A 19,041-nucleotide genomic window follows, 5' to 3' on the forward strand; every position below is an offset into this window, starting at 1 on the left:
GATCTCAATTTAATATTCAAATAACAACCAAAAACTAGATATAATGATAAGAACAAAGTTTTGTTGATAATTTAGCTAATCCTAATAAATATCTTTTACTATATCTTATATATAATGCTAATAAATAAAAATGATATAGCTGAATTTGCTATAATTTATTAGTTTAATTTATATTTGCACCTAAACTAAATTAATTACATTATTAATAGACCGTTTAGGTTTTATTTATTTTATAGATTTAAACACTCTTGCTAATTAATTTTAGCTACTAAACCATAAGAGAGGAAATAACATGGCAAAATATGAAATTATGCTAGTTGTTCGTGGAGATATCGAACAATCTGCTGCAGATAAAGTTGCTAATGAACTAAAAGCTGTTTTAAAAACAGAAGTTAAAGAAAACAACTATGAAGGTTTACAAACATTAGCATATGAAATTAACAAAGTAAAACAAGCATACCGTTATGTTTTTAACTTTGAAACTACAGACAACACTGCAATTAGTGAATTTAGACGTTTTGCAAACATTAACAAAAATGTATTACGTCACTTAATTATCAATCTTGAAAAAGATTACGGTTACAAAGCAACTATTAATCCTAAAAAAGTTGCACGTAACGAAAAGAAAGGTGAAATCTTCAAGGTTCGTCAAGCAGAAGCTGCACGTCGTGCTGCTGAACGTCAAGCAGCTTATGAAGCAGCTCGTGCTGAACGTGAAGTAAACAAAAAAGCGTAGTAAAATTAAGAAAGTAAATGTTAGGGTAATATTATGCTAAATCGTGTGTTCTTAGTTGGTCGCTTATCACAAGATCCTAGACCATCAACATCAACTCAAGGGTTATCAATTTGTAATTTTAGTATTGCAGTTGATGGACCAACGCGTAATATGCCTACATCTTTTATTAATTGTGTCGCATTTGCTAAAAGTGCTGATTTCATTAATCAGTACATCAAAAAAGGTGATCCATTAGTTGTTGAAGGGGCATTACAATCTCGAAGTTATGTTAACAAAAGCGGGCAAACCGTTTATGTAACTGAAGTTGTTGCTAATAATGTTCAAGGACTTGGATCAAGAAAGAATGACCAATATAATCCAGTTAATGATAATGTAAAACAAAACAATAACTTTGATTATAACATTGGATCATATTCAAACACTAACCCAAACACAACATATAACAATTCATCATCAAATCAATCAAGTAATGATGATTTAAGTGATGAACAATCAATGTGAATGGATAGTTTAGATGAATAAATAAACAAAAGGAGTTAATCATGGCTTTTAATCCAAACAAACAACGTCCTAGAAGAAAAAAAAGATGTTTACTATCTTCAAAAGGAATTGAACATGTAGATTACAAAGATGTTCAATTATTACAAGGATTTATTAACAATAATAACAAAATTGCACCACGTCGTGTAACTGGTTGTAGCGCTCGTATGCAACGTCGAGTTTCTAATGCAATTAAACGTGCACGTTTTGTTGCATTACTACCATACGTAAAAGAATAATTGACAATGAACAGTGAGATGATGTGCTTTGCAGTCGTTTCACTGCTTTTTGTACATTTTTAAAATTAAAAAGGTGGTTTTTATGAAGGTTATTTTATTAGAAGATATTAAGGGATTAGGTTCTAAAAATACAATTGTTGAAGTAGCAGATGGATATGCTAAAAACTTTTTAATTAGACAAAAGAAAGCTGTTGCTTATACAACTACATCTCAACAAATCTTAAACCAAAACCTAGAAGCTTTACAAGCTCAAGAACAAGAAGCAATTCTACAAGCTACTTTACTAAAAGAAGAACTTGAATCAAAAGTATTACACTTTAGTTTAAAAGTTAATAATTTACAAACATTTGGTAACATCAGTAATAAACAAATTATTGAAGAACTAAATAAAGATAGTAAAGTTGTAACAAAACATATGTTAACTAAACCACATGCTTTAGGTATTGGTGAACATATTGTTCAAGTGCAAGTACATAAACAAGTAGTTGCAAATATTAAAGTTGTTGTTACTAAAGCCTAATTAATCAATAGTACTATCGAGGTTTAATATGAGTGATATGGCAAAGACGCATCAAAATATGCTAATTGAAGCATTGCGTAAAATTATCAAAGCAATCTTGGTCGATAACCTTCACGCTGATGTTGCTTTAAATAAGATTAACCCAAAACACCTTGATAGTAGTATCGGTGTTATTAAGGATATTTTTTTAGCAATTTATAAACTAAAAACTTCAGATCGAAGTATTAATCTAGAAACAATCTTATCAGTTGGTGCTGAAGATTCAAGTAAAGTTAATAAACTTGATCAATTAGAAAAAATTAAAGAAGAAATAAATATTATTTTAGATATTGAACTTTCTTATAGTGAGAGTTTAGAAGATCTAATAGATATTGTTAAAATTGGTATTACACAACAAAATCTAAAAGATTTTGCCACTAATTTATTAAATCTAAATATTGGTTTAAATAATTATTTAGTTGAATATGATAACATTCGGGATCAATTATTACAGATCTTATCTGATGTATCAACTTCATCAATGAAATCAATTAATAGTGTAGTTGATGAATATAAAGAAAAACTAAATGATTTTAAAACTGAAAACAAATCACCAGATTTAGTACCAACTGGATATTCAGGGATTGATGCTTTTACTAATAATGGTTTTCGCCCAGGGGAATTAGTTGTTATTGCTGCACGTCCTGGGATGGGTAAAACAACTTTTGCTTTAAATGTTGTTGTTAATAACATCAAACGGATCATGCAACAAAACGAAGAAATTGAACAACAAATCATTTTAAACCAAATGAATAAAATCAATGTTAAAAACAAGAAAACAAAGTGTATTGTTATTTTTTCATTAGAAATGCCTAATGAACAAATTCTTAAAAAAATGATTGCTGCTGAAACTCATATTCCAAGTAGAGAAATTGAAAAACTTGATTTTCTAAAACATCCAGAATATGAAACAAACAAAAAGAATAACTCAGCATTTGCTAGTAAATTAAAAGAGATCAATCATTGACCGATCTACATGGATGATAAGAACCCATTAACAATCTTAGATATTGAATCAAAATTAAGAGAAATAGCTAAAAAGAATGATATTGCTTTTGTTGTAATTGATTATTTACAATTGATTTCACCAACAGAACAAGGATCAATGAACCGAGCTCAAGAAGTTGGTAAAATTTCACAAAAACTTAAGAGTTTAGCTAAAGATTTAAAAACACCAATTATTGCATTAGCTCAATTATCACGACAAGCTGAAAATCGTGCTTCTAGTGGTTTAATTAAAAACAATGCTCCAAAGGGAATGTTTAATTCGCAATATGATGATTCAGGACCAAAATTATCTGATCTAAGAGAATCTGGATCAATTGAACAAGATGCTGATATTGTTGCTTTTATTCATTACGATCGAGCTGCTGTTGTTAATTTACAAAATTCAAATAATAACAATTCACAAACATATGACCAATCACCTAATGTTAAATTTGATATAGCAAAGAATAGAAGTGGTACAACAGGATATGTGATTTTAACCTTTAATAAGCAAATATCTCGTTTCTTTGCCTTTAAATAAACTAATAATTAAAAGGGGTAATTATGAAATTAAATAAAAATAAAAAAAGGTTGTTCGCTCTCTTAGCAACTAGTGCACTAGTAATAGTTCCTTTAATTGCTGCATCTTGTTCAGCTGCTGCTAATCCTGTTGTTAAAGCACACTATGTAACAATTAAAGATAATGGAAAATTAGCATTAACAATTAAAGCTCCAAACGGAGCTAATGCTGTTCACGAATTAGCTTTCCAAAACCAAAATCTTTTAAATCAACAATACTTTAGATCTGGTGATCTATCTTATGTAACAGTTAAAGATAATAAACGAGTTGATAAAAATAACAAAGAAATTGATGCTAATGGTTATGTTTTAGTTAATGAAAAACCAGAAGTTGTTTGAACAAAAGATACTGATCCTAAAAAGATTAATCCAATTAGTATTGCTGTGCTTCAAAATGAAATGCTTAGAACAATTCACAATGGTTTATCATATCATCCACTAAGTACAGATAAAGATACTAAAACAAGCACTTTACCAATTAACTTTGAAACTTTAAATACTCAAACTAATCAATATGAATTAAATAAAACAATATATAATGAACAAAAATTAGCATCAATTAAAAATGCTGTTGATGTTTATAATAAAGCTCAAGTTAGTGATAGTGTTTATGCATACGCTACAACTATGACTGATGAATTAACTAAGTTTTTAGCTCAAGAAGTTAATGTAAAAGATTATAACTTCCGTTCACAACAAGATTCAGAAGTTAAACAAGAATTCTTAAATGGATTAGTAAGAGGAGTAGGAGCAGGAAGACGTACATTTAAACTTGCTCTTTATAACTTTGAGTTCGAATATGAATTCATTAAAGGTGTTAAAGATTTATCAATTGATTTACCACAATTTGGTCAGCCATTAACTGATCAACAAATAGCTGATCGTAGTTTACATAATGTTTTTGTTAGAGTAAAAAATATTAAATTACACTATGCTTGATTAAACACATCAGCTAAAGATGGAGCTAGTTTTATGCTTCCTGAAAAAAATAGTGCTGATCCACTTAAAAATCCACTTAGTTTAGTTAATGCTGCTTTATCAGTTGATGATAAAAAAGTTTATAAAGATGGAGTTAAAAACCTTGTTTATGCTTTACCAATCAATGATATGGTATTTAACTTTGCTCCAGCTACTTTAAGAGTTGATCGAACTAATCAAGAATTAACTTCAAAAAACGAAGCATTAATCAAAGCTAATAACAATAATAAAGAACTTACTCAACAACAAAAAGATGGTGCAGTAGTTCACTATGAATACTTCACTGGTGGTATTAATAAGATTCAAGCTTTTAATGTTTTAGGTAAAGAATTAAAAGCTGATACAAAAGCTTTATTTGAATTAGAAAATAGAAAATACACAGAAGATAAAGATATCTTAGATCATCTTTATTATGAACACAATAATGGTATTAATGGTGTTTATCCATATGCATTCATAGTTGATAATCAACCAATTGTTCGTGATCACTTTATCTCTTCACGTAAATTTGTTGAAGCAATCAAAAAATCTGTTGTTTCTAAAAAAGTTGATGAAAAACAACAATATGCTAACTTAGCTTTTGCAGCTTTAGCTAATCCTAAAGCAACTATAGGTACTGATGCTAATAATACAGCTGCAGCAGCTAATTTAACTAAATATGTTGTTGATTTAAATAAAGTTGTAGCATCAAATCAAAATGTATCTGATTCATGAAATGAAAAGACTTCATAATTAATCATTGTCTAAAACAACCTTATGCAACAAAGATCTTAAACAATCTTAAAAAAGCAAGTCAAGATCATATTATTTATCCAAAAATAGAACAACGTTTTCGTTGTTTTAAATATTTTGATATAGAAGATACTAAGGTTGTGATCTTAGGACAAGATCCTTATCATACTAAAGATACAGCTAATGGTTTGTGTTTTAGTGTAGATAATAACTACAAACCCTTACCTCCATCATTAATTAATATTTTTAAAGCTCTTGAATATGATCTTAATATTAAAAAAGTAGATGGGGATTTAGAACCTTGAGCTAAACAAGGTGTTTTATTATTAAACACTGTTTTAACAGTGAATATGAACCAACCAAACTCACATAAAGCTTTTGGTTATGAAGAGATGATGGTTGATATTTTTAAAGCATTAAGTAAAGTTAAAAATGTGGTTTATATGTTATGAGGAAAACAAGCTCAATCATATTTAAAATACATTAATACTGCTCAAAACTTAATATTAATGTGTCCACATCCAAGCCCTTTAAGTGCTCACTTAGGATTTATACAAAACAAGCATTTTAGTCAAGCTAATCAATATTTGATTAAAAATAATAGAGATCCAATAAAATGATAAAATATACAAACTATGAAATGAGGTGAATTCTTAATGAATATACAAAGTAAACTTCATAATACAACAGTTGAAGTTGAGGGGTTTAAGAGTTGACAAATCATTTTAATATTTTTAGCTTTTTTAATTACTTTTATTATTTTTACAGTTATTAAAAAAATATATTATTCAATTCGTTATCAAAAACGATTTTATATTATTCCAAGACCATCAATTAAAGGGATCTCCAATATTGGAATGGTGATCTCGATCTCAGTTGCTGTTATTATCTTATTAACTGTTTTATCAGCTAATACTGCATCTGTTATTTTTAGAGCCTGACCAGGAACCCGGGTTACGCTTGAAGGAATTTTAATTAAAATTGGTGGATTATTATTTGGTCCAATCTTAGGTATTTTTATTGGAGCAATGACAGATTTATTAGCTGTTGCTTTAACTGCAGGTGTCTTCCACCATGGGTATTTAATTGCTGCAATGGCATATGGTCTAATTGGTGGATTGATTCGAATCATTCTAACTACATCTAAAAAACGCGATATTCCGTTTGCTATTTATAGTTCACTAGCTACCTTATTTATTGGTGTTATTATTGTTTTATTCTTATATTTTGCGCCAGGAATTAAAGATAATGGATTCTCAATTCAAGTCTTTGGATTTGATCTAAGACTTCCAGCTACTACAATGATAGCTTTAATTTCTGGTTTCTTTGTTGTATCAATCATTGTTGTTTGGTTATGTTTATTAGTTAAATGATTAATAAAGAAATATAGTAAAAAACAACAGAAGGGTAATTGGTTTGTTGTCTTTACTCCTGTGCTTGTTACAATCTTATTAACTGAAGCTGTTGTTAACTTATTGATGATGCCATCATTTGATGCTGAACTATCATCACTAAAATATACTCAATGGTTATCAATTAGAGCAGCTTTATTCCCATTCATGGTTATATTAAATTTAATGATTATTTATCCAATCTTTAAGATTGTTGTACCATTGATTCGATATGAGTATGAAGATGATATTGTCGAAGATAAAAATGTACCAATTCATGTTGATTAAGGATTAAGATAATATGAAATATGAAATCAATATAGCTGATTTAAAACAAACATCAATGTTTGATATTAATGAACAAGAAGAAGCTAACATTATTAAAGCAATAGAACAATTAGTTAATGATCTTAAATGCTTTGATCATTTTGATCTAACTAACACTAAACCTTTACTTAATATTCATCAATCATTTGATAACTACTTAAGAGATGATGAAATTGATCAAAATGCTAATCTAAATCATAAAGAAGTATTAGATTGTCACATTGAAGTTCAACAAAATTATGGAGTTCTAAAAAATGAAAAATAAAACAATTCGAACTTTACATAACCAACTAATTAATAAAGAAATAACTGTTGAACAATTAGTAAATGAAGCAATCAACAAAGATATTGCACTAAAAGAAGCTAATGCAACTTTAGCTACAAATTACAAACAAGCTTTAGAACTTGCTAAAGAATTTGATAAAAGTACTATAGAACCTAACCAATTTTTAGCTGGTATTCCTTATTCACTAAAAGATAATATTATTACAAAAGATATTATTACAACTGGTGGCTCTAAATTATTAAGTAAATATACTCCCCCATATGATGCACACATTAAAACTTTATTAGATCAAAATAAAGCAATCTTGATTAACAAGACAAATTGTGATGAATTTGGATTTGGTGGAACTGGATTAGCTTCAGCTTTTGGTCCTGTTATTAATGTTGATTATCCTAACAGAGTTGTTGGTGGTTCTTCATCTGGTTCTGCACTATTAGTACAACAAGGAGTAGTACCTTATGCAATTGCAACTGATACTGGGGATTCAATTCGTCGACCTGCTTCTTTATTAGGTATTTGTGGTTATAAACCAACTTATGGAATTGTTTCAAGATATGGAGTAATGCCATTTAGTCCTTCACTTGATCATGTTGGAATCTTAGCAAATGATGTAGCTGATGTAGCTATTGTTTTAGATGCTATAGTTCAAAGAGATTATAAAGATAGTACAAGTGTAGACATTAATACTAATTTTTATGATCAACTAAATTCAAACCAAAAATATCACTTTAAAATCATTAAAGATATTTATGCTTTATTTAAACCAGAATATAAACTTGCTTTTGATCAACTAATAGCTGAGCTTAAAGCTAATAATCATCAAGTTAGTTTTGTAGAATATGATTTTAAATTGATTCAAGCAATTCCATCAATTTATAAAGTAATTGCTTATGCTGAAGGACTATCTTCTTTATCTAACTTAACCAATATTACTTTTGGACATCAGTTAGTTGATTATAAAAATTATGAAGATTTACTTTATAACACTCGTAATCAATTCTTTAATAGTGAAATCAAAAAGCGTTTATATATGGGGGCTTTTGTGACTCAATCAAACACAATTGAACCAATCTTTATGAATGCTAAAAAGATGCGTAATCTAATTGTAGAAGCAATCAATCAACATTTAAATGATCAAAACACTATCTTTATTCATTTAACAACAAATGATGTTGCTGAAACTATTGAAGCTGTAAGAACTCAACAACCAACAACTAATGAAATTACAGATGTATTACAAATTGCTAACTTCAGTGGACTTCCATCAATTTCAATTCCATTTATTAAAAACGAATCAGGTCATGTTGGCTTAAATTTATTTTCTAAAGTATTTAATGATCAAGAAGTGTTAAATGCTGCTTATTTAATTGAACAAGCTTTAAAGGAAAATAGTAATGAATAATTTTGAAGTCATCATTGGAATTGAAGTCCATACAGCATTAAACACTAAAACAAAAATGTTTTCAAACACAAGTGCAGATCATAAAGCTGCAATTAATCTAAACATTAATGAAGTTGATTTAGCACACCCTGGAGCTTTACCAACTGTTAATAAACAAGCTGTTTATAAAGGTTTATTTTTAGCTAATGCTTTAAATATGAAAACAAACCATCATTACATTGCTTTTGATCGAAAACATTACTACTATTTAGATTTACCAAAAGGGTTTCAAATTACCCAACAACAGTATCCAATTGGATATGATGGTTATATCAATATTAAATGTAATGATCAAACTAAAAAGATCAGAATCAATCGAATCCATCTTGAAGAAGATACAGCTAAACAAACTGGAATTGAAAACAAAATCTTACTAGATTACAACCGAGCTGGTTGACCATTAATTGAAATCGTAACTGAAGCTGATTTAAGAAGTGCAGATGAAGCTGTTGCTTATTTAGAAGAATTAAGAAAAATATTATTATTTAATGATATTTCAGATGCTAAATTAGAAGATGGATCAATGCGTGCAGATGTTAATATTTCAGTTCGCTTATATGGTGATAGTAAGTTTGGAACTAAAGTTGAAATCAAAAACATCAACTCAATTAGTAATGTTGCTAAAGCCATTAATTATGAAATAAAACGACAAACTAATTTGATCTTAACTAATCAATTAGTAGAACAACAAACAAGAAGATATGATGATCAAACAAACTCAACAGTTTTCATGCGTTCAAAAAATGATGCGGTTAATTATCGATACATCAGTGAACCAAACATTGCTCCAATATCTTTATCTGATCAATTTGTAGCTGATTTATTAGCTACTAAAAAAAGTAGTATTGATCAAGTTCGATCTGAATTATTAGCTGATGGGATGAATAGTGTTGCTATTGAACAACTATTAGCTGATTGATCATTATATAAAGCTTTTGATTTTGTTAACCAAATAGCAAAATCAAGTGTTAATGTTTATAAATGAGTTTGTTTAGAATTCTTAGGTTTAATTAATAAACAAAATAAAACTATTGATCAAATAAGTGAAGATACATTAGTTAAAATTGCAAAAATGATTCAACTATTTAATCAAACCTTAATCAATGGTAAACAAACAAAAACAATTCTTGAACAAATTTATTCAACAAACAAAGATCCAGAAGTATTAATCAAAGAACTTGGTTTTGAACAAATCACTGATAAAAATGAATTAACTAAATTATTAAACGAAATCATAGCTAATAATGATGCTATGATGGCTCAATATGATGAACGTCCAGATCGTGTTGAAAAATTCATTATGGGTGAATTAATGAAAAAAACCAAAGCTCAAGCTAACCCTGCAATTTCATTCACTATCCTTAAAGAAATATTAGCTAAAAGATAAAAATATAAGTCCGCACAAAAATGTGCGGCTTTTTTATTTATAATAATATCTAAAGGTTTAAGATAAATAAGTATATGATTAAAAAACAACAATTAATTAAATTGATCACAAAAACATTAATAGGATCTACTCTTATTATTACTCCATCTGTATTAGTTGCATCTAATAAAATTAGTAATTTAATTAATAATTTTAAAGTCTATAAAAATGCTTCTAATTTTTATGTTTTAGAACTTACTTTAGGTTTGGCTGATTTATCTTTATTAGATATTAAAACAATTAGTTTAACATTTACTAACATTAATGCTAAAGTATCAGAAACTAAATTATTTCCTTTTCTTAAGGTTACTGATTCAACAATTCGTTTAATCATTGATGAAGCTAATAAATTAAATGATCTTGTTATTACTAAAATCACTTTAAAAGATCAACAATTACATTTTGCTGATCATCTTAAAACTAATGAAATTAATCTTAATCAAATCTATGTTGATGAACAAACAAAAATAGCTCTACATCAAAGAATTAGTTTAATCGTAGGTTCTGTGGTATTAGGAGTAAGTGTTGTTGTAATATTAATCATTGCTAAATATTACAAAAAGAGAAAACTAAACCAAAAATTATTACCTACTAAAGATCAAGAAAACAAACAATAACTTATAAGGTTAGTTTTAACTTATAGCTGATTTAAAAAAATAAATTGTCTAAAAAATCAACAATTAGCTAAGACTCGCTACCTTAGAATAAGTAATACAAAAATAATCTAATTAAGTTATTAAAAATATAAACAGATATAATGGTGCTACCACTGATTATGTCTGTTTTTAATTAAAGAAGTTTTAGTAAGTTATATTTTCTATCAAAAGAGTTGTATTTAAAGCTAAGCAATTTTAAAAAAATAATATAAAATTAATAAGCTAAAGAAGGGTGTAAATGGCTTATGAAATATAAATCAAAACTTAAATGATTAATTAGTGGTTTAGTACTTTTATCAGCAGCTAGTATAAGTGCAGTTGCTGTTGCTTGTACTCCTAAAAATAGTAGTCCAACTAAGCCATCAAAGCCAAATGATACAAAAAAGAGCAATCCACAAAACTCATTATCTAAACCATCAGATAATAAAGTTTCTACACCTTCAAAACCAAAGCCAAATAATCCTTTATCTAGTCAACCTAAAAAGAATCCTTCTGACACTAAAAAGGATAGTGTAGACAAGACTACAAAACCAAGTGATCCTACTAATAATCAAAAAGATAAAGATGAAACCGGTAAGAATAAAGTAGATAAAGATCAAAAAGATCAAAAAGATCAAACTCCTAAAATGCCAGAAACTAAAAAAGAAGATAAGGATGATAGTTCAAGACAAATGGATGGTGATGGCAAACAAAAATCAGATACACCCAACAAAATGGATGATCAAAATAAACCCGACAATAGCAATAGTTCAGGTTCTATATCAAATCCAAAGCAACCAGAAGTCCAAAACAAACCAAAAGAATCTGAAAAGATGGAAGATGTTGCTCCTACAGAGCCAGCTCCTAAAAAAGATGAATCAAAAACTGGAGATGATAAATCTAAACAAAATGGTTTAGAAAGCGATTCTATGGGTTCTAAACCAAAAGCGGAACAAACTCCTAAAACAAAACTAGACCCACCAACAGATATAAACAACAAAAAAGATAAAGATCCTAAAGAAGATCAAAAACAATCAGAGGGACAAAATCAACCGCCAACAAAACAACAACAACAACAACAACAACAAAACGGAATGGGCGGGCAAGATCTAAAACCTAAAGAGACAGATCCGCATCCAAACCAAAATGGTAGTGGTAACAATGATTCTTCTGCTGAAGAAAATATAGATAAGAGTAAACCTTTATTAAGATTCAAAGATAATCAACCACAAATAGATCTATATCCTGGGTCAAACGATGGTGTATTATCATTGGTGTTTCATAAGCAAGATTATAAAGATGAACTGAAAGATAAAAATATAGTTGTTGTCTTAAAAAATGAAAACGGAAAAGATAAAGCCCATGCAATCATCCAAAATATAGATGAAAATAATGCTTTTAATTTTGTTTTTAAACCGATTGTAGAATCGGGACGATATAAATTAGAATCAGCATTCATTTTTAAGAATAATGGTAATAGACCTGATGATAAGAGTATGGTTAATATCGTCCTTACTGAAAGTGATAAAAGTAAAACTATTACCGTCAAAAAACCACAAGGTAAAAAGCAAATTCCTGATACTGAGAAAAACAAAAAAGCTGCAATTATTACTTTGGCAGAAAGTGATAATAAATTAGAACTAAGTGTTAAAAGTAAAGAAACCGATACTACAATTAACGGAAAGTATTTAAAGGTTGTCTTGCTCGGTCTTGAAAGAGATAGAGAACAATATAGCACACCTTATGACGATATTAGTAAAAATTTATTAATCTCTAATGGAAAAGTAATGATACCTGGATTTGAGATAAGTGAACAAACCAAAAAAACATATTCTCAAATTATTGTTAAAGTTCTTGGTATCTACGATAATGAAGAAAGCTCAGAAAAATCTAAAACATATAGATTTGACTATGGTGCTGAGAATACCTTAATCGATCCAAACGATAACTTAATCCTTATCAAAACTTTAAACTAATAAGGAAATAGCAATGACCAAAAACAAAAGAATATTTTTATTAAGTGGTATTAGTGTTCTAGCTACAACAGGGATAATAGCAGTTGCAGCATCTTGTACAAATGAACAAAAAGTTGATGACAAAAAAGTAGATAACCAAACAAAAACTAACAAAGGTTTAGTAACTAATACAACAAGAAATAATAACCCATCAAACAAAAATAAGTTCAATGTAACTTTACATTCAAGTGTTTTAAATTATGTTGATCAAAAACATAATTTATTATTAAATGTAGGTTCTGAATATGCACGAAAAGTTGTTGAAGTTGAATTAAAACCAAATAGTTCTAGTTCTAATGCATCATCTATTAAATCAACTAAAGTAGCGAGTGATACTAAAGGTGATACTACAGTTGTATTTAGTGGTTTAGAACATAATAAAAGCTATTATGTATCTGCAGTTAATATTTATGAAGATCTAAGAAAGACTACTCCTATTGTATCTAATTCTTATTTAGAAAATGTGCTGGTTGTAAAAACTCCATCTAATAACAAAGAGCAAAGTTCAAATAAACAAATAGAACCTGATGATAAACAAAGTTCAAATGATCAAACAAAACAAAATGAACAACCAAACCCTAGCGATCAAAAGGATAGTGGATCACCAACAGAAACACCAACACCTAATAAACAAATGAACTTTGATGATAAGAAGGGTTCTAATGATAAAACGGATAATCAAAACAATAATGAATCATCAACTAATAACTTAAATTCTAATAGTCAAACAAGTCCTGTCCCTGATCCAAACAATTCTGTTCCTAAATTAAATAATTCAAATCCTGGTTTTGATCCTAATGTTCAGCCTGATCTTAATGCTTTACTTGAACAATTTAAAAAACAAAGAGAACAAGCAGATAGATTAAACCGACCAGCTTCTAAAGTGCTTGAAAATTTAAAAATAAAAGAAGATGAAGCATATAAAAAGATAAAGAATAGATCTTTTGCTATTGGTTTTAATAGTGTTGATTATGCTAAAGAGGATAATGGTGGAATTAATCAATCAGTAATTCCTTTTGAGCCAACAGGAACTGGATGATTATTAGATTATGCCTGAAAAGATGGTAAAGAAAACTCTGATGAATTAATGCTTTATATTGCAACAAATGCCCATGTATACAAGCGAGCTTTCAATGCAATTAAAGATGATGAGAAACATAGAAATAAATTCCCTGAATACTTTACACAAGATAATCAAAAACAAGCGAAAATTGATAGTTTTGTATTAGCGATTCCTAAAAAGGATGCAGATCTTAATGCTATCGAATCAGGTACTAGTTATGGTACTACAAATGATCTTAAATATTTCATCAACACTAAGGATAGTGCTACATTTAGTTTAGATAAAGGATCTAAACAAATCACATTTGATGATAGTAAAGTATTTGAAAACCCAAGAACAGTTTTTGTAGCCTTAAATATTTTTGATCAAGAAAATAATGATAAGTTAATTGATAAACTTAATAATCATGCTGAAAGAAAATACATAGCTAAAGATTTTGCAGTTTTTGGTTTAAAAGTTAAATACAAAGAACTTGAGCAAAAAGCAAAAATTAACGATAAATACAAATTATTATTAGAACATATTAATAACGCTACAAAATCTGTAGATGAAGATATTAAGAAATTCTCAGATAACAAGCACCCTAACCATGATCAAGGTTCAGTTCCTTATCTAAGTCTAGATTACCCATCAATTTGAGAAGATCAAAACAAACCAGAATCTGAAAAACTAAATAAGGACAAATATAAAATTGATGATAAAACATCTTTAAATACTCAAAGAGCTTATATTGCTGGTTTTCCAGGAATGAATGGAAAACAAATGTTATGAAGAAATTATCCAAAGAATTCTAATATCCCAAACGATGTTTTTAGTAGATCTAGTTTCTTTAAAGGACAACAAATTGAACATATTTTAGATGCTAATACAACAGCTTCAGGATTTGGTTTTAATGCCTTTGTAGATTATAGTAGTATCTTCTTTGGTGCTTCTGGTTCATTAGTAGTTAATGAATATGGTTTACCGATTGGTATTTATTCAACTATTACTAGAGTTGATAATGAAAAGGATGTAAGCAAAAGGGGTGGGTTTACTTTCTTAGTTCAAGTACATGATGATAATGAAAAAGGACCAGCACACAATCTAATTGATGGTTCAGATAAAGATAAATTCCCTAAACAATTTAAATCTTATCGTGAAAACTTAAAATGACTTAGTGAACAAGAAAATTCTGAGTTTAAAGGATTTAATAAAACAGCAATCTTTAAATCTGGAGTTTAAGAGTTAGTTATTAATCTTAAAACAACTTTCTAAAAATACTTTATGGAGGGTTGTTTTTTGATTCTTGATAGTTAAACAAAACTTAAACTTAATGAATATATTTAATTATTAAGTGGATAAATTTTGTCGTGTATAATCTTTTTTGATAAAAACGATTTATTAGTTTTTTTATTTAAAGACTTCCTTCAAGTTATTGAATTTTATCAATATTGATTCTAAAACAAAGACAATAAACATTGAATTAGAATATGGTATAAGACCTTTATTTGATGCAGATGAAGGAGTTATGAAACGTCCAGTAGATGTGCCAACTAGTCTTTCTGAAAACAATGCCATATTCTTATTAGATATAGATAAAGTTGAAGATTTAAGCGAATACAGTCTTAAATTCGATTTTAAAACAACAGAAAACAAAAAACTGTTCCATTGAGATTCACTTCCTTAAAATCAATAAATCTAAAAGCTAACTTTTTATTTTTTAAGCTAGTTAAATTTATATAATTTAACAATAGATATAAAATAGGTTTTAGTAATGACACAGAAGTATTTAAATACTATTATGCTAGGAGATGCTACTGAAAAACTTAAAGAGTTAGATGATGATAGCATTGATCTAATTTTTGCAGATCCACCATATTTTATGCAAACAACAGGAACTTTATTAAGATTTGATGGTTCTGTTTTTGATGGGATTGATGATGAATGAGATAAGTTTGATGATTATGAAGCTTATGACCAATTCTCTCTTAGTTGATTAAAAGAGTGTAAAAGAGTTCTTAAAAAGGATGGTTCATTATTTGTTATTGGATCATTTCAAAACATCTACCGAATCGGATATCATCTCCAAAACCTAGGTTTTTGATTTATTAATGACATTATTTGAAACAAAAAGAATCCAGTTCCTAATTTTGCTGGAACAAGATTATGTAATGCTCATGAAACGATTCTTTGAGTAGTTAAAAATAAGAATGCTAAGTTTACTTTTAACTACAAAACATTAAAAGCATTAAATAATAACAAACAAGAACGTTCAGTTTGAGATATAGCTATTTGTTCAGGTAATGAACGATTAAAAGATGTTAATAACAAAAAACTTCATTCAACTCAAAAACCTTATGAACTTCTAGAAAAAATCGTTATTGCAGCTTCAAAACCAAATGATATTGTTTTAGATCCATTCCTTGGAACAGGAACAACTGCAGCTGCAGCTAAATATAATAACCGAAATTGAATTGGAATTGAAAAAGACCCAAGTTATGTTCAAGCAGCATTTGATCGGATCAATGCAATTATTCCAACTATTAATGATTACAACTCTTTAAAACTAGAAACTAAACCACCAAGAATAAGTATTGAACAACTAATAGCTGCAAATTATTTATTTGTCAACGAAACACTTTATTCAAAAGATCAAATGTTTCAATGTAAACTACTAGCTAATGGTAAGGTTGTATTTGAAGATAATGAACCCTTATCAATCCATAAAATGAGTGCATTCTTTCTAAACCAAATTAATCATAACGGATGAGATTACTTTTATGTTTTAAGAGATAATCATCTTGTTAGTATTAATGATTTAAGATATCAATATGTAAATAATAACTAATCAATTTAAATCTTAAGTAAACAAAAAACTCATAACCATCTAAGGCTATGAGTTTGTTTTTATTAATTTAGAATTATACTAATTGTAAAACAGCTTCTTCAGTGTTGTCCCCTGGTCTTGTACCAAGTTTAATAACACGAGTATAACCACCGTTTCGATTAGCGTACTTAGGACCAAGATCGTTAAATAGTTTTTGTAAAAGTTGGTCAGCACTTAAATCTTTTGTATTCATTAAGATTGCTGCAGCTGCACGTCTTGATGCTAAAGTGTTTTTCTTCGCAAGCGTAATGATGTGATCAACATGACGTTGTGTTTCTTTAGCTTTGGTTTTTGTTGTTACAATTGAACCATAACTAATTACATCACTAACTTGTTGACGGCTTACCATTTTACGTCATGCACGCGTTTTACCTGGTTTGTTAATGTAACTCATAGCTATCTCCTTATTCTTATCTATTAATCTTTTTTAAGGTCTAGCCCACGTTCAGCTAGCTTACGAATAATTTCAGTAACTGATTTTCGCCCTAGATTTTTAATTTTTTCTAGTTGTGATTTTGTCATTTCAATTAACTCAGCAGTTGAATTAATTCCTGATTGTTTTAAAGCATTATATGCACGAACAGTTAAATCTAAATCATCAATTTGGATTGAAGCGTTAACTCGTTTCTCTTCTTCTTCACGTTCTCTTGTTACAATTAATTCTTTAATTCGTTCATTAATATTAACAATTGGTTGAACGTGTTCTTGTAAGATTCTTGCTGCAATTGCAATTGCATCAGATCCAGATATTGTTCCATTTGTAGCAATATCAATTGTTAAGATTTCAGATACTGAGTTCTTAGAATCCTTAATTGTTTCAACATTGTAAGCAAAGTGAATGACTGGTGAATAGTTTGAATCTGTTGGAATCATGTTTAGTGTTGGTACTAAATCTTTATTAGCAATAAAGTCAACACGTCCCCGACCAGTCTTTGCATAAATTTCGATTTCAAGATCAACTTTTTCAGTTACTTCAGCAATAAATAAGTCTGGGTTAACAATTTCAAACCCAACTGGACATACAATATCAGCTGCTGTAATAATTCCAGGACCATCAAAACGAATTGTTAATTTTGGTCACTTATCAATAATTAAATTTTCAAAGTATTCTTCATTGAAAATATCAGTATTAATCTTAATCGCTAATCCTTTTAAATTTAAAATGATGTGCGTTAAATCTTCCTTTACTCCTTGAATGCCTTGGAACTCGTGTGATTTACCACCGAATTTAACTGCAAACATTGATGCTCCAGGAATTGAAGATAAGCAAATTCGACGTAATGCGTTCCCTAACGTATCACCAAATCCTGTTTCTAATGGGTGGATTTTAATTTGAGTACGGTTTGTACTTGTTTCAGTGATCGTAGGTACATCAATATTGTACTTTAAAAATTTTTGCATTAATTCGCTTCTCCTTGCGTGTATTTAAACATGTTATTGAAATCAGTCATTAACGTGGTTTTTTAGGTGGTCTACATCCGTTGTGTGGAATTGGTGTCACATCACGAATCTTACTTACTTCAAGACCTGCTGCTTGTAAACTACGGATTGCAGTGTCCCGGCTTGCACCTGTTCCATTAATACGAACTTCAACACTTCTTAAACCCATTTCAATACAAGCTTTAGCAGCAGCTTCAGCTGCTACACCAGCTGAATAAGGTGTTTTCTTCTTTGAACCCTTGTAGCCAATTGAACCTGAAGAAGCTCATGAAAGGACATTTCCTTGTTCATCAGCAAGTGTGATGATTGAATTGTTTTTTGTTGCATGAATGTATGCAACACCATTCGTGAAACTAAGTTTTTTCTTTTTAGCCATCTGTTGTATTTTCCTTTCAAGCTATTATCTAGATTCAATCTTCTTATTAGCAACCGTTTTTCTTGGTCCTTTACGTGTACGAGCATTAGTTTTAGTTCTTTGCCCACGCACTGGTAAACCACGACGGTGACGGATTCCACGATAAGATGCAATTTCCATTAATCGTTTAATGTTCATTGCTACTGTACGACGTAAATCCCCTTCTAGTTGTAACTTATCACCATTAATCGTTACATATTCAAGAGCAACACGACGGATGTCAGCAATTTGTTGTTCAGCTAAATCCTTAACACGGATGTTTTCATCAATGTTAGCTAGTTTTAAAATTGCTTTTGCAGTTGATTTTCCGATTCCATAAATATATGTTAATGAAATCACTACTCGTTTATCATTAGGAATATCTACTCCCAAAATACGTGCCATAT

20 protein-coding genes are annotated in these 19,041 nt (G+C 28.9%); 16 read left to right on the forward strand and 4 right to left on the reverse strand.

Features of this window, described 5'->3' with window-relative positions:
• Positions 1–292 precede the first annotated feature (292 nt).
• The 16 genes from rpsF to UDIV_RS00100 all read left to right on the forward strand — a co-directional run bounded on the left by rpsF (position 293) and on the right by UDIV_RS00100 (position 16,761).
• Positions 293–736 carry a 30S ribosomal protein S6 gene (rpsF, locus tag UDIV_RS00025; RefSeq protein WP_051749343.1) on the forward strand — a complete coding sequence of 148 codons (444 nt, stop codon included), beginning with the start codon at positions 293–295 and terminating at the stop codon, positions 734–736.
• Positions 737–769: 33 nt separating this feature from the next.
• A complete protein-coding gene (locus UDIV_RS00030; RefSeq protein WP_038101457.1) occupies positions 770–1,258 on the forward strand; it encodes a single-stranded DNA-binding protein in 489 nt (162 codons plus the stop codon).
• 20 nt (positions 1,259–1,278) lie between these two features.
• Complete coding sequence (rpsR, locus tag UDIV_RS00035; protein ID WP_038101460.1) at positions 1,279–1,515, forward strand: 30S ribosomal protein S18; 237 nt, start codon at positions 1,279–1,281, stop codon at positions 1,513–1,515.
• A gap of 82 nt (positions 1,516–1,597) precedes the next feature.
• Complete coding sequence (gene rplI, locus UDIV_RS00040; protein ID WP_038101463.1) at positions 1,598–2,035, forward strand: 50S ribosomal protein L9; 438 nt, start codon at positions 1,598–1,600, stop codon at positions 2,033–2,035.
• A gap of 37 nt (positions 2,036–2,072) precedes the next feature.
• The gene (locus UDIV_RS00045) at positions 2,073–3,602 is read left to right on the forward strand and encodes a replicative DNA helicase (protein WP_197021664.1); all 1,530 of its coding nucleotides are present in this window, start codon (positions 2,073–2,075) and stop codon (positions 3,600–3,602) included.
• A 23-nt stretch (positions 3,603–3,625) separates the two neighbouring features.
• Positions 3,626–5,350 (forward strand): hypothetical protein, encoded by a 1,725-nt coding sequence (locus UDIV_RS00050; protein ID WP_038101467.1) that lies wholly within the window; start codon positions 3,626–3,628, stop codon positions 5,348–5,350.
• Complete coding sequence (locus UDIV_RS00055; protein WP_038101478.1) at positions 5,329–5,973, forward strand: uracil-DNA glycosylase; 645 nt, start codon at positions 5,329–5,331, stop codon at positions 5,971–5,973. Before UDIV_RS00050 ends, UDIV_RS00055 begins: the two co-directional genes overlap by 22 nt.
• 30 nt (positions 5,974–6,003) lie before the next feature.
• Positions 6,004–7,029: a membrane protein gene (locus UDIV_RS00060; RefSeq protein ID WP_038101572.1), complete on the forward strand. Its 1,026-nt coding sequence runs from the start codon at positions 6,004–6,006 to the stop codon at positions 7,027–7,029.
• 13 nt (positions 7,030–7,042) lie between these two features.
• Positions 7,043–7,333, forward strand: a complete 291-nt coding sequence (locus tag UDIV_RS00065; protein ID WP_038101481.1) for a hypothetical protein — start codon at positions 7,043–7,045, stop codon at positions 7,331–7,333.
• Positions 7,323–8,756, forward strand: a complete 1,434-nt coding sequence (locus tag UDIV_RS00070; RefSeq protein ID WP_038101484.1) for an amidase family protein — start codon at positions 7,323–7,325, stop codon at positions 8,754–8,756. Before UDIV_RS00065 ends, UDIV_RS00070 begins: the two co-directional genes overlap by 11 nt.
• Positions 8,749–10,182, forward strand: coding sequence for an Asp-tRNA(Asn)/Glu-tRNA(Gln) amidotransferase subunit GatB (gene gatB / locus UDIV_RS00075; RefSeq protein WP_038101486.1), 1,434 nt, complete (start codon positions 8,749–8,751; stop codon positions 10,180–10,182). The genes UDIV_RS00070 and gatB overlap by 8 nt, the downstream gene beginning before the upstream one ends.
• Before the next feature lie 74 nt (positions 10,183–10,256).
• A complete protein-coding gene (locus UDIV_RS00080; RefSeq protein ID WP_038101491.1) occupies positions 10,257–10,838 on the forward strand; it encodes a hypothetical protein in 582 nt (193 codons plus the stop codon).
• A gap of 284 nt (positions 10,839–11,122) precedes the next feature.
• Positions 11,123–12,832 carry a Vmc-like lipoprotein signal peptide domain-containing protein gene (locus tag UDIV_RS00085; RefSeq protein WP_038101492.1) on the forward strand — a complete coding sequence of 570 codons (1,710 nt, stop codon included), beginning with the start codon at positions 11,123–11,125 and terminating at the stop codon, positions 12,830–12,832.
• A gap of 13 nt (positions 12,833–12,845) precedes the next feature.
• Complete coding sequence (locus UDIV_RS00090; RefSeq protein ID WP_038101493.1) at positions 12,846–15,155, forward strand: MIP family Ig-specific serine endopeptidase; 2,310 nt, start codon at positions 12,846–12,848, stop codon at positions 15,153–15,155.
• A 193-nt stretch (positions 15,156–15,348) separates the two neighbouring features.
• The gene (locus UDIV_RS00095; RefSeq protein ID WP_038101494.1) at positions 15,349–15,600 is read left to right on the forward strand and encodes a hypothetical protein; all 252 of its coding nucleotides are present in this window, start codon (positions 15,349–15,351) and stop codon (positions 15,598–15,600) included.
• Positions 15,601–15,687: 87 nt separating this feature from the next.
• Positions 15,688–16,761: a DNA-methyltransferase gene (locus UDIV_RS00100; RefSeq protein WP_038101495.1), complete on the forward strand. Its 1,074-nt coding sequence runs from the start codon at positions 15,688–15,690 to the stop codon at positions 16,759–16,761.
• Positions 16,762–16,834: 73 nt separating this feature from the next.
• Here UDIV_RS00100 and rplQ read toward each other — a convergent pair whose 3' ends face one another.
• The 4 genes from rplQ to rpsM are packed head-to-tail and all read right to left on the reverse strand — an operon-like array spanning position 16,835 to position 19,039.
• Positions 16,835–17,194: a 50S ribosomal protein L17 gene (gene rplQ, locus UDIV_RS00105; protein WP_038101496.1), complete on the reverse strand. Its 360-nt coding sequence runs from the start codon at positions 17,192–17,194 to the stop codon at positions 16,835–16,837.
• Positions 17,195–17,217: 23 nt separating this feature from the next.
• Positions 17,218–18,201: a DNA-directed RNA polymerase subunit alpha gene (rpoA, locus tag UDIV_RS00110; RefSeq protein ID WP_038101497.1), complete on the reverse strand. Its 984-nt coding sequence runs from the start codon at positions 18,199–18,201 to the stop codon at positions 17,218–17,220.
• Positions 18,202–18,250: 49 nt separating this feature from the next.
• Entirely contained in the window at positions 18,251–18,616 is a 366-nt protein-coding gene (gene rpsK / locus UDIV_RS00115) for a 30S ribosomal protein S11 (RefSeq protein WP_038101498.1), read from the reverse strand.
• 24 nt (positions 18,617–18,640) lie between these two features.
• The gene (rpsM, locus tag UDIV_RS00120; RefSeq protein WP_038101499.1) at positions 18,641–19,039 is read right to left on the reverse strand and encodes a 30S ribosomal protein S13; all 399 of its coding nucleotides are present in this window, start codon (positions 19,037–19,039) and stop codon (positions 18,641–18,643) included.
• Positions 19,040–19,041: the final 2 nt, after the last annotated feature.

Origin of the sequence: Ureaplasma diversum NCTC 246 (assembly GCF_000731915.1) — a bacterium.
Lineage (GTDB): Bacteria > Bacillota_I > Bacilli_A > Mycoplasmatales > Mycoplasmoidaceae > Ureaplasma > Ureaplasma diversum.